The organism is Mesorhizobium intechi, assembly GCF_002879535.1.
Taxonomy (GTDB): Bacteria; Pseudomonadota; Alphaproteobacteria; order Rhizobiales; family Rhizobiaceae; genus Mesorhizobium; species Mesorhizobium intechi.
This window is the reverse complement of sequence record NZ_PNOT02000099.1, coordinates 1-11,523: the sequence shown is the minus strand read 5'-3', so window position 1 is coordinate 11,523 and position 11,523 is coordinate 1. Positions and strand designations below refer to the sequence as shown.

15 protein-coding genes are annotated in these 11,523 nt (G+C 61.5%); 6 read left to right on the top strand and 9 right to left on the bottom strand.

Annotation, left to right across the window (positions count from 1 at the left end):
- Positions 1 to 562 precede the first annotated feature (562 nt).
- Positions 563 to 874, top strand: coding sequence for a transcriptional regulator (locus C1D09_RS09045; RefSeq protein WP_143973948.1), 312 nt, complete (start codon positions 563 to 565; stop codon positions 872 to 874).
- Between the two features lie 107 nt (positions 875 to 981).
- On the opposite strand, the gene C1D09_RS09040 is transcribed toward C1D09_RS09045, so the two are convergent.
- The 5 genes from C1D09_RS09040 to C1D09_RS09020 form a co-directional block, all read right to left on the bottom strand.
- Complete coding sequence (locus C1D09_RS09040) at positions 982 to 1,818, bottom strand: DMT family transporter (protein WP_143973947.1); 837 nt, start codon at positions 1,816 to 1,818, stop codon at positions 982 to 984.
- Positions 1,815 to 2,396, bottom strand: coding sequence for a TetR/AcrR family transcriptional regulator (locus C1D09_RS09035; protein ID WP_143973946.1), 582 nt, complete (start codon positions 2,394 to 2,396; stop codon positions 1,815 to 1,817). Before C1D09_RS09035 ends, C1D09_RS09040 begins: the two co-directional genes overlap by 4 nt.
- Before the next feature lie 137 nt (positions 2,397 to 2,533).
- Complete coding sequence (locus C1D09_RS09030; RefSeq protein ID WP_143973945.1) at positions 2,534 to 2,986, bottom strand: hypothetical protein; 453 nt, start codon at positions 2,984 to 2,986, stop codon at positions 2,534 to 2,536.
- A gap of 89 nt (positions 2,987 to 3,075) precedes the next feature.
- The gene (locus C1D09_RS09025) at positions 3,076 to 3,438 is read right to left on the bottom strand and encodes a DoxX family protein (protein WP_143973944.1); all 363 of its coding nucleotides are present in this window, start codon (positions 3,436 to 3,438) and stop codon (positions 3,076 to 3,078) included.
- A gap of 29 nt (positions 3,439 to 3,467) precedes the next feature.
- Positions 3,468 to 3,890: a VOC family protein gene (locus C1D09_RS09020; RefSeq protein ID WP_143973943.1), complete on the bottom strand. Its 423-nt coding sequence runs from the start codon at positions 3,888 to 3,890 to the stop codon at positions 3,468 to 3,470.
- Between the two features lie 206 nt (positions 3,891 to 4,096).
- On the opposite strand from C1D09_RS09020, the gene C1D09_RS09015 reads away from it, so the two are divergent.
- Complete coding sequence (locus C1D09_RS09015) at positions 4,097 to 4,870, top strand: AraC family transcriptional regulator (protein WP_143973942.1); 774 nt, start codon at positions 4,097 to 4,099, stop codon at positions 4,868 to 4,870.
- A gap of 35 nt (positions 4,871 to 4,905) precedes the next feature.
- Here the strand turns inward: C1D09_RS09015 and C1D09_RS09010 are convergent, their stop codons facing one another.
- The 3 genes from C1D09_RS09010 to C1D09_RS09000 form a co-directional block, all read right to left on the bottom strand.
- A complete protein-coding gene (locus C1D09_RS09010; protein WP_143973941.1) occupies positions 4,906 to 5,754 on the bottom strand; it encodes a 23S rRNA (adenine(2030)-N(6))-methyltransferase RlmJ in 849 nt (282 codons plus the stop codon).
- 61 nt (positions 5,755 to 5,815) lie between these two features.
- Entirely contained in the window at positions 5,816 to 6,421 is a 606-nt protein-coding gene (locus C1D09_RS09005) for a hypothetical protein (protein ID WP_143973940.1), read from the bottom strand.
- A 19-nt stretch (positions 6,422 to 6,440) separates the two neighbouring features.
- Positions 6,441 to 7,091 carry a TetR/AcrR family transcriptional regulator gene (locus C1D09_RS09000; RefSeq protein WP_246135686.1) on the bottom strand — a complete coding sequence of 217 codons (651 nt, stop codon included), beginning with the start codon at positions 7,089 to 7,091 and terminating at the stop codon, positions 6,441 to 6,443.
- Positions 7,092 to 7,203: 112 nt separating this feature from the next.
- Here C1D09_RS09000 and C1D09_RS08995 point away from each other — a divergent pair, with 112 nt between their 5' ends.
- From C1D09_RS08995 to galE, 4 genes are all read left to right on the top strand, one after another.
- Entirely contained in the window at positions 7,204 to 7,674 is a 471-nt protein-coding gene (locus C1D09_RS08995; RefSeq protein ID WP_143973938.1) for a carboxymuconolactone decarboxylase family protein, read from the top strand.
- Positions 7,675 to 7,725: 51 nt separating this feature from the next.
- Positions 7,726 to 7,953 (top strand): hypothetical protein, encoded by a 228-nt coding sequence (locus C1D09_RS08990; protein WP_143973937.1) that lies wholly within the window; start codon positions 7,726 to 7,728, stop codon positions 7,951 to 7,953.
- 736 nt (positions 7,954 to 8,689) lie between these two features.
- On the top strand, positions 8,690 to 9,730 hold the full coding sequence (locus C1D09_RS08985) for a UDP-glucuronic acid decarboxylase family protein (RefSeq protein WP_143973936.1): 1,041 nt from the start codon (positions 8,690 to 8,692) through the stop codon (positions 9,728 to 9,730).
- Positions 9,727 to 10,758 carry a UDP-glucose 4-epimerase GalE gene (gene galE, locus C1D09_RS08980; RefSeq protein ID WP_143973935.1) on the top strand — a complete coding sequence of 344 codons (1,032 nt, stop codon included), beginning with the start codon at positions 9,727 to 9,729 and terminating at the stop codon, positions 10,756 to 10,758. Before C1D09_RS08985 ends, galE begins: the two co-directional genes overlap by 4 nt.
- Position 10,759: 1 nt before the next feature.
- Here the strand turns inward: galE and C1D09_RS08975 are convergent, their stop codons facing one another.
- Entirely contained in the window at positions 10,760 to 11,173 is a 414-nt protein-coding gene (locus C1D09_RS08975) for a hypothetical protein (protein ID WP_246135685.1), read from the bottom strand.
- Positions 11,174 to 11,523 lie beyond the last annotated feature (350 nt).

Here is an 11,523-nt window from a genome sequence, read left to right as displayed (position 1 = left end):
GCTTAGCCATGTCATGCCCCTTCACGTTATGCCGTTGGCCGTGAATGACCCCGGCGCGCAATGCATATCTGACTCGCGGCTCGCTAGCCAGCGAAGCAATGCTATGATTTTCGCAGCTTAAATTTTGGTTGAGATCGACACACGATCGCACTCATCATCGCAAAAATCCGCTGCTGATCTTCTGGCACCCCAGCATTTTCACACCGGCATTTTCGATGCGAGCCAACCATGAAGCCGCGAAGATTAGCGAGCAGCTTCACGCATGATCTTCGGCCGCGAAATATCACGACCTGCCACCTCATCGAAGCAATCATCTTCCGCAGTCGAACGATCCATGCGGATTACGAGCACGACGCGCGCGACCAATCTGAGATCACCTTGTCAAGCCTACCTCCAACGCCAGCAGCTGATTGACAGATAACTCTACAAGGCAGAGTATTCTGTGCAAAGCAGGAGCTGACGGTTTGATTTCGATCACACAAAGGCAAGCGACAGTACCGCAGTCCGCAATCGCCGGGCCACGCGGCGGCAGTCCGAGGCTTTGCCACGGCGGAGCCTATCGGTGAGCGCCGACGACATCATCCATCAGAGCACGCGGCTCAGGATCATGGCCATCCTGAACACGCTGGAAAGGCGTGAGGCGCTGGAGTTCACCCAGTTGAAGGCCATGATCGAAACCACCGATGGAAATCTCGGAGCGCATATCGATACGCTGGCCAGGGCAGGCTATGTCGATGTCGAAAAGCTCTTCGTCGGGCGACGGCCGCAGACCCGGATCAAGGCAACGACGATCGGGCGGCGAGCCTTTCGCGGCCACATCGCTTTTCTTCGCAAGATCATCGATCAGGCCGAGCTGGCGCAACGCAGGAAATAGCGTTGCGGCTCAGCGCACTCCCTCAGCGCGTCGCCACCACGCCGAATAGGCAAGTCCCGCCAGCCCCGAGCCGGTACCGCGCGTGCCGGCAGGCGCATGCATTATCGTCACGATTGATAACCGAGGCAGATGGCGCCGAGCGCGACGACGGCGCAGGCGCCGACCCGGCGGGGCGTAAGCGTCTCGCCAAGAAACAGCCGGCCGATGAAGGCGGCGAAAACGACGCTGGTCTCGCGGAGCGCGGTGATCGGACCGGCCGGCCCGAGCGCGAAGGCCGCCACCACGACGCCGTAGGCCAGAAGCGCGAACAGGCCGCCGCCCAGTGCCTTCCAGGTTTCCGGCGCCCGCGGGTCGACAGCGAGCCGGCCACGACAGGCGACGAAGGTCGCCGGCAGTAAGACGCCATAGGCGAGCAGGACCCAAGCGGTGTAGGCGCCAACATTGCCGGCCGCACGGACGCCGATTGCATCGACCGTCGCATAGGCGGCGATGATTGCTCCCGTCGCCAGCGCATAGAGGATCGATGTCGTGGCGGCTCTTCCGCGTCCGAGCGAAAGCCCCATGATGCCACCGCCGACCAAGGCAACGCCGACGGTCTCTAGAACGGTGAGCTGTTGGCCGGCGAGCAGGAAGCCACCAAGGGTGACGAGCAGAGGCACGCTGCCGCGAACAATAGGATAGACCTGCCCCAATTCGCCGTATCTGTAAGCCGCCACCAGAAACACGCTGTAGCCGACCTGCAGGCAGGCCGAGAGCCCGACATAGGGCCAGGCCGAGGTGGCTGGAAAACCGTTGACGATGGCCAGCGGAACGGCCAGCGCCGTGCTGGAGAAGCTCATGACGGTGACGGTCCATAACCTGTCGGCGCCGGTTCGCAGGAAGGCGTTCCAGCTTGCGTGCAGGATCGCCGCGAAAAGCGCGAGACCGATGACCAGCGGGCTCATTGCGGCCTGCGCGAGGCGGCGATGATGTCCAGGGCGGTCTTGCGGGCTTCACGCAAGGCGATGTCCGCCTGCCCCATCTGCGCCATCAGGGTGGCGCCTTCGACCAGCATCAGCAGGGTTGCCGCCACGTTCTCGGCCCGCCCGCGCGGCATCACTTCCGACAGTATCGACCGCATGCGCTGGCGAAGGCCATTCTTCTGCCTGGCGACAGCCTCGAACACCGGATGCCCGGGCTCGCCAAACTCGGCCAGCGCGTGCGCGAACAGGCAGCCGTGGAAATCCGGGCTGCGGAACCAGCGCCCATGCCAGTCGAATATCTCTGAGATCTTCTGCTCTGGCGTGATGTCCTTCCGGGCAAGCCGGTCGAGCTGATCGTCAAAACGCCGGGCGCGATAGTCGAGCACGGCGACGATGAGCTCGTCCTTGCTGGGGAAATGCCGGTACATCGTCATCTTGGCCACGCCGGCCTTGGCGATGATCCGGTCGATGCCGGTGGCATGGAAGCCGGCGCGCCTGAACAGCGCATAGGCGGTTTCGACGACATGCTGGCGTTTGTCGGAGACAGGTGACGGCGTCATGATGCACACCATGTGATGAGACAGGTCTGTCTCATATTTATGCGACGGATCCCGCCATCTGTCAACGCGGCACGAAAAACGCCTACGGCCGATCAAGCCGCAGGCGCTCAAGGAAATCGAAAATCGGAAGGCCGCGCCTAGCGCAGGACGCGGCAGCGGCCGTTATAGACCATCCAGCGGTCGAAGCCCGAGACACAGAATTCGACATTGTCGCCGATCGAGGCAAATCCCTGGCCTTCCTCGATCAGGTACCAGATGGTCCGGTCGCGCCCGTCGGAGAGACTGACAGTGGCGCCGCAATAGCGGCGGCCGATCGGCCAGGTGTCATTGGCCGGCAGATAGCGATGCTGGTGGATGCGCCGGAAATCGGTGATCTGCACATCCGGCAGGTGCGGCACGTGATGCACCTGGTAGGAGAAGCGGCTGGTGATCTTGCTAAGCACCCAGGGCTGGCCGCAGATGCCGCCATCGTCGTCGGAATAGACGGCAAGGTCGGCCGCCTGCGCCGCCTGAGTGATACCGAGAGGTACGGCAAGCGGGGTACAGAGCGAAATCAAGGCGGCAAATGCGGATTTGGCGAAGCGAGTCATGGCAGCCTCTCAAGGTCGATTGCGCGCACTGTGCGGATTCGCTCGGCGGCGGTCAAGCGGTTGCCGAAACAATGGTTTCCAGAACAAGACTATACGGTTGCCGCAAACAGCAATCCGCCAATAACGGCGAAATTGACCAGAAAGGCGGATCGCGACGCCTGCCGTTCCAGGCCCTCGCAGGCCCAGAACCGCAGCAGGAACATGTTCGCCGCCAGCGTAAACACGACCAGCGCGCCGGCGGCGAAAGGCACCGCGATGCCCACGGCAAGCAACGAGCCGGCGACGATCTCCAACGCCGAGCCCGCGGCGAGCAGGAAGGCCGGGAAGGGAAATTGCCGGGCGGCCAGATACTCGGTCATTGCCCCGAACTTCACGAAATGTTCGACGCCGGCCCATACAAACACGCCACCGATCAGAAGCGCGCCCAGCGCCTGTACCGTTTGAGCGAACATGCTAACCTCCTGCCGGATGCCTGCCGGGTTCAGTCCTTGGGAAGAAAGGCAGGGTTGAAGACGACTTCCCAGAGGTGGTCATCTGGATCCTGGAAATAGCCGGCATAGCCACCCCAGAACGTGTCCTGGGCGAGCTTGACGGGGCGCGCGCCGGCCCTGATGGCCTGCGCCATCACGGCATCGACCTCGGCCTTGCTCGTGACATTGTGACCGATGGTGAATTCCGTCGGGCTGCGGCCAGTCTGGGCGACGCCGGCGTCACGGGCGATGTTGGGGCGTTCGAAGATCGCGAACTTCAAGCCGTTCTGCAAATCGAAGAAGGCGACGGCGCCGTGCTCGAACTCCCTGCCGATGATGCCTTCGGTCGGAAACCCCAGTCCCTTCCGGTAGAATTCGAACGAAGCTTCCAGATTATCGACACCAAGCGTGATGACACTGATGCGAGCTTTCATTTTGGTTTCTCCTTTCTATATTCTGTACTTGCGCGGTATCGTGACCTTGGCGCCAAAGGGGTTGCGAATGGCACCGAAGGCTTGGTGTGGTTTGCCATGGCGGGAGCGGCTCGCATTGAAGATTTCGGCCAAAATGGCCGGGTCCGTGGACCAGAATGACGAGCCGGCGAGACCCAGGGCCATGCAGACCGACAAAGGCTGAAGCGATGGAAGCGGTACTGGCGCAGGCCACCGGCTCTTTCCAGGAACGCCCCGCCGACAGGCGGCTGGCTGCCGCTTTCACGTCCGTCTGGGTCCACCGCATGCGGGACCGGGACGCCCCACCGGTCGTGATAACGCCGGATGCGACGATCGACCTGCAGTGGATCGACGGCAGATTCCGGATCGCGGGACCCGACAGGGAGCCGCAGATCGAGATACTGCCGTCAGGGGCGACGATTGTCGGCTTCAGGTTCCGACCGGGGGCGGCCGCCGGTTGGCTGGGCGTGCCGGCCAACCAGATCGTGGGAGAACGCCTCGACCTCAGCGACCTCTGGGGTGTGCGGGCGCGTCATCTGGCAGGCAGTGTCCGCGCCATGCCCGATCTCGCCGGCTTGGTTGGACAATTGGAGAAGGCAATCGGCGCATGCACGCAAGACCACCGTGTGGCCGATGCGGCCATGGGCTTTGCCTTTGACGTTGTCGACCAGGGACTGCCGGCCGACAAGTCGCTGGTGCCGTTCCTGCTGCGCACCTTGCATATGAGCGAGCGGACGCTGCGTCGCCGTTTCGAGGAAAGTTTCGGGTACGGCCCAAAGACGCTCGACCGCATCCTGCGCTTTCATCGCTATCGGCGCTTGAGGCAAACGTCCGGCGATGCTTCAACCGCGGTGTTGGCGGTCGAAGCCGGCTATTCGGATCAGGCTCATCTGATACGTGAGAGCAGGCGACTGTCCGGCGTCACGCCATCTGCGCTCGCGGACGCCTCCTCGATAACCTAGCAGCACCGCCCGACGAGGTCGAAAGCCGCGGCTGCCTACTCTCCCGCCAGCCATTCCAGCGACCAGTGCGCCGGTCTTTCCACGGCAAGCAATTTGTGCAAGGCCGGCAGCACGGTTCGCAATTCGCCTTCCAGCGTGAAGGGCGGGTTGACCACCACCATGCCACTGCCATCGAGGCTGGGTTCCAAGGAGGCCGGCCTGATCTCGAATTCTATGTCGAGGATTTTCGGGATGCCGGATTGCTTCAGGGCCTTCCTGAAGGCAATCACCGCCTTGCGGTCCTTGATCGGGTACCACAGCGCATAGATGCCGCCAGGCCAGCGCTTGTGTGCCCTTATGAGCCCATCCACGAGGCGGCCGAACTCGCCCTCCTCCTCGAAGGGCGGATCGATGAGCACAAGGCCGCGCTTCTCCTTCGGCGGCAGATGCGCTCCGAGCGCCAGCCAGCCATCGAGTTCCATCACCCGCACCTGGAAGTCGCCGGCGAACTCCGCCTTCAGCCTGGCAGCGTCCTTCGGGTGCAGTTCGATCGCCGACAACCGGTCCTGCTTGCGCAGGAGATGGCGTGCGAGCAGCGGCGAGCCCGGATATTTCTTCACGCCGTCCCCCGGATTGAGCGACCTCACCGCTTCCAGATACGGCGCCAGCAGCGCGCCCGCCCTGGTATCGAACGAGGCATCGATCAGCCTGCCGATGCCGCCCAGCCACTCGCCGGTCTTCTGTGCCTCGACCGAGGACAGATCGTAGCGGCCAATGCCGGCATGGGTGTCGACGACGCGAAACGCCTTGTCCTTCTGCTTGAGGTATTCAAGCAGAAGCGTCACCACGACGTGCTTGACGACATCGGCGAAATTTCCGGCGTGGTAGGCGTGGCGATAATTCATGATCCGTTGCCGTTACGCATGTCGTTACCCCAAACCGCTCCACACTTTTGGGCGACATCCGTCAACCCCTGCCCCAACGCGGCGATGGTGGTTGCGAGTTCGGATTGTCCGGCCGGCCGCCTCCAGAACGCAGGGACAGCAGGAAGCCGATCAAGCCGACCGCCATCAGGGCGAAGCCAACCGGCCGCACACGCCGGTCGGTTTCGCCGACACCGGAGCGCAGGATGAGATCGACGGCCCGCATCGGTATGTCCTCGGCGTCACCCGGACCGACGGTGAACACATAGGGACCGGAATTGACGCTTGCGATGACACCTGCATCGTCGCGAAAGATCTTGTCGGGCAGCTGCGGGCTGGCCTGGCGCGGATTGTCGACATGGTTGAACTGCAAGGTCGAGGCAAGCACCGTGCGGCCATTGGTGGCGGCGGTCAGCGTCAACACCGTGCGCTGCTGCGAAACGATGCGTTCGGCCCGCGCGGTGAGGTCGACCAGGACGCGGACCGGCGCGTCGCGGCTTGAGAGTGACACGCTCAACGGCTTGAAGCGGCCTTGCTCATAGACCCGCCAGGTGCCGATCTCGCGGCCGGAAAAATTGGTCATCGCCCAGGGATAGATGAAGCCGATGCCGATGCCGGCAAGCAGGATCAGGACAAACAGAAAGCGCATTCAGACACTCACCTCGTATTCACACCTTGCCGGACAACTGGCCAGCCCCGGCACCGTCGCGCAGGCGTTCCATTTCGTCCAGCAGCATGTCGAGGCCAAGCTCGAATGTCTTGTCGAATTCGGCGGCACCGAAAAAGCGGCCGGCGGCCATGACGTTGGGAAAATCCCGGGCCAGTTGCTCGTCGCCAACCGTGTTCACCGCCGACGGACCTTTGGCATAGCCCGCATTCTCATCCAGCACCGCACCCATCAGATAGTAGCCGACGGCGCGAAATAGCCGCGCGCTGAGTTCGGTGTCGAAGCCGCCATCCCTGAACAGGCTCAAGATGCCGTTCAGCCAGGCAAGGCAGATCGGCGAGTTCATCCGGTAGGTGACAAGGAAAGTGGCATAGGCGGGATGGTCGCGGCCGATGCGGCGGAAATCCTCGATGGCAATGCGCATTCTTTGCCGCCACGGAAGGCCGGCATCGGGCATTTCAAGGGAACCGACCAGCCGGTCGACCAGCGCTTCGTGCAAATGCGCCACCGAAGGAAAATGGTGGTAGATGCTCATCGCCTCGCAGCCGAGCGCCGCAGCCAGCTTGCGCATCGAAAAGCCGGAGAGCCCTTCCGTCTCGATAACGTTGAAGGCCGCGTCCTCGATCATTTCGCGCGACAGGCGCCCGCGCACTCGCTTTTTTTTGATTGACGTGTCCATTGCGCCGCTTGACAACTTACAGTGTAAGGTTCATTTTTCACATCACCTTACATCGTAAGGCTAACAAAGACCAGAGGAGAATGTCATGTCTAATTATCGCATTCTTTCATCCGTGCTTTCGTCCATACACCACGGCTGCCTGCTCGCCGCCACCGGTTGTGCGTTGGCCCTGGTCGCGGCACCAGCCCATGCCGGCGACTATGATGAGACCCTCAAGGATATCCAGTCGACCATGGGCGGCGTACCGAGTTTTGTGAAGCAGTTTCCGAAGGCCGGTCTGCCCGGCGCCTGGGCCGAGGTCAAGGCCATCGAGCTCAGCGACAAGACGGCTCTGCCGCCAAAGGTCAAGTCGCTGATCTCGCTTGCAGTGGCGGCGCAGATTCCATGCAACTATTGCATCTGGTCGGATACGCAGGACGCCAAGCGCGCCGGCGCCACCGACGAGGAGATCCAGGAAGCCGTGGCAATGGCCGCGCTGACCCGCCATTGGAGCACCATCTTCAACGGCATGCAGGTCGATTTCGACACATTCAAGAAGGAAATGGGCGGGCAGTAGGCTATTTCGACCTGGAAGCTGCCGGCCGCTTCCAGGTCGTCCAAGCCTCGAATGAAGCGACCATTCTGCGGTGCTCCCAGGCATTTTGCGAGCGGTTGCGCCGAGGCGGGGCTGGGTGCGTACGCGATCGCGCAATGGACGGCGCTCTCTACCTATGCGCTCAATGCCATTGTGGAAGTCATCGATGTTACGGCATCGAATGGACGCTTTCTTTTCACGACCAAAATGACCGTCGATCCGCGCCATGCGAATGAGGGGCCTTATGCACAAAGCCTTTGATCGGCTCGAGGAAACAAGATCGCTGTTCAAATCCGTCATGACCCAGCGATTTTCCGTTAAATTTCTGATTCTTGGCGTTCTTTGTGCCATAAATGGCTGCGACGCATCCTCTTTTAGTAAAGAAATTCTCGCAGAATATTCACATCATGACATTTATGTTTGCAGCCCCAGTGGCTTCGGCCAGCAGTCTCATTGCGAATTGAAAATTTGACCCCTTCAGGGGTCGCCCAGATCCATTCTCCACTTGGTATACTTCGTCGGATACAGACCGAGACGCGCAATGGCAGCGGCGACCTCCGCCATCCCAGCCCCGGTATCGCCTCGGCAGCCGATCCAAACCATTGACTTGCAACGAGTATCCGCCCGAACCCTCACAGCCCGGCGCGGCGGGGCTGAGCCATCGGAGGGTTAACCATTCGCAAATAGTTGTAGTTAAGGAATTACTAATTCAGTTGACTATGATCCACACAGGTATATTTTCGGCACGTTGGGATGTGCAATTTGGGCGAGCAATCGACGATGACGGCACCGAAGGTGTGACCGCGTTTTTGGGGCGTGGAGACGGGTGAGCGGCAGCACGTAAGTCGTGCGGCGGCGACCCCGCGAACCCAGAGAACAATTAGCGCACATCAATGGCAGCGAATCCGCTGATGCGGAGGGATTGTCACGTTCTGAAGGCGTGGCCGGACTGTTGTCACGGCGCGGCGGTAGCGTGCGGGTTGCGTAGGGGAAAAGCATGAGCAAGGTCTTCAAGGTTCTGAAACTGGGTTCCGGGATCGGTCAAAGGGAGCCTCACCAGAAACGGCGTCGCGCGCTGGTTGCCGGGGGCGCGGGTTTCCTGGGGTCGCATCTGTGTGAACGCCTGTTGCGGGACGGCTATGACGTCGTCGCGCTGGATAATTTTCAAACCGGCAAGAGATACAATCTCAACACCCTTCTGCGCGATCCCAGATTCACCTGCATCGAGCACGACATTGTCGATCCGCTGCCCGTCGGCCTTGAATCCGACGAGATCTACAATCTCGCCTGCCCGGCCTCTCCGCCGCATTACCAGGCGGATCCGATCCATACGTTCAAGACAAGCGTGCTCGGTTCGCTGAACCTTCTGGAACTCGCGCGCCGGAACAATGCCAAGATATTCCAGGCCTCGACTTCGGAGGTGTATGGCGATCCCTTCGTGCATCCACAGCCCGAGAGCTATTTCGGCAACGTCAACACGCATGGCCCACGGTCTTGCTATGACGAGGGCAAGCGTTCGGCCGAAACCCTGTTCTTCGACTATTCGAGGACATATGGGCTCGACATCCGCGTTGCCCGCATCTTCAACACCTACGGCCGCCGCATGCAGCCCGATGACGGGCGCGTGGTATCGAACTTCATCGTCCAGGCCTTGCGCGGCGAAGACCTGACCGTCTATGGCAGCGGCCTGCAGACCCGCTCCTTCTGCTACGCCGACGATCTTATCGAAGGCTTCATACGGCTGATGAATGCGCCGTGTGCGCCCGCCCATCCGGTCAATCTCGGCAACCCCGGTGAATTCACCATCATGGAACTCGCGACGCTGGTCGTCGGCTACACCAACTCCAGATCGAAGATCGTGCACCGGCCGCTGCCGATCGACGATCCAAGGCAGCGCAAACCGGATATTTCCTTCGCCAGGGACAATCTCGGTTGGGAGCCGAGGATCAACCTGGCCCAGGGGCTCGCCCATACGGTCGACTATTTCGACACCCTGCTCTACGGCAGCCGCATGATCACGGGGGCCGCGGCTTCATGAGCCGACCGGCGATCCTGGTGACAGGTGGGGCGGGCTTCATCGGCAGTCACACCTGCAAGCTGCTGGCGGCCGCTGGCTATCTGCCCGTGGCTTTCGACAATCTGTGCCGCGGCAACCGGAAATCTGTCGCCTGGGGTCCGCTTGTCGTCGGCGATATCCGCGACCGGGATGCGCTGCGGGGGGCGATCGGGACGTACAGGCCGACATCGGTCATCCACTTCGCGGCGCTGGCCTATGTCGGGGAATCCGTGCAAGAGCCGGCCGACTATTATTCGACCAACGTGACCGGAACCATCGCCGTGCTCGACGCGGCACGCGCGCACGGCATCGACAACATCATCTTCTCCAGCAGTTGCGCTACCTACGGCGTGCCGGAGGCCTTGCCCGTTCGCGAGACCTCCTTGCAAAGTCCAATCAGCCCTTACGGGCGCACCAAGCTGATGGGAGAGCAGATCATCGGCGACTATGCGTCCGCCTATGGGATGAAATTCGCGATCCTGCGCTATTTCAACGCCTGCGGCGCCGATCCCGACGGCGAGCTCGGCGAGTGGCATTCACCCGAAACGCATCTGGTTCCCCGGGTGCTGATGGCGGCGTCTGGCATCATCGATGAGATCGAGGTCTTCGGCACGGACTATGACACGCCGGACGGAACCTGCGTGCGCGACTATATCCATGTCAGCGACCTCGCCAGCGCCCACCTGAAAGCGCTCCAGCACCTCGAGGGCGGTGGACAAAGCCTGGCCGTCAACCTCGGCACAGGGCGCGGCGTATCGATCAGGGAGATCATACAGGCGGTCAGCCGGATAACCTCAAGACCAGTTCCGGCCGTCTTCAAAACCCGCCGTCCGGGAGATCCGGCGGAGCTCTATGCCGATCCGGGCAAGGCGCGCGCGCATCTTGGCTTTGTGCCGCAGCTTTCCGACATCGACACGATCGTCAGGACGGCGGCCCCGTTCTTCGGATTGCGGACAAAACCGGTGGAATTGCCGCCGGGCAAGGCGGCGGCATCCCTCGCTGCTGGCTAGATCAGAGAGAGCGCGGGTGGCAACTGGCGCGCTGACCAAATCCGCTGGGGCTGCAGATATAGGGCGAATTCCCCGGAAACGACCCACCAATGACCGGATTGTAAGCGATCTTCGCCGGTCTTGGCGTGCCGATTTTGATCGGCTTCGGTGACATGAAAGCGTAGTCGATTTCGGTCGACCCTGTCGTGCTCGTCACCAGAAGCTCAGGCTCGATTCTAAGCGAATGAACCGCGGTCATGGCGTGGAGCGGCAGGACCGCGGCTTTGCCGCGGACCGCGTGGACCACAGGCTTGAAAGCGACCGCGTCGGCTTTTGTCGCATCCAGGGCCTGGCAACCCGAGATCAGCGCCACTGCCGCAACGATGCATGGACCAAATATGCCTGGACGAAATGCGCCCATTGCCGAATTGCTCATCACGTATCCCCTCTTATCAAGCCAAGGGCGAGGTGCGGCATTCTATGCTCTCGTTGCCTTCACGCCGCTCGGTAGCCACCTGCCACTTAATATCACGTCGAATATTAGACACTGCTTATTAAGCAAACCGTGCGGTCGGGCGCAACCTCTGGCCGTTTTCTGGGATTGAATGCAATTGACTGGAGATCAGCGCGCCGGCCGCTCCGACCGGAGCCCATCCCGCAGCTTCATGATGATAAGTGATTCGGAAGTTCCTGGACAGGTTCCGGCCGCGCCGCGAGGCACCACCAGCTCATGGCTGAAACACGACCTAATTCTTGGAATCGATTACCTTGCGGGTCTCTTCGAAC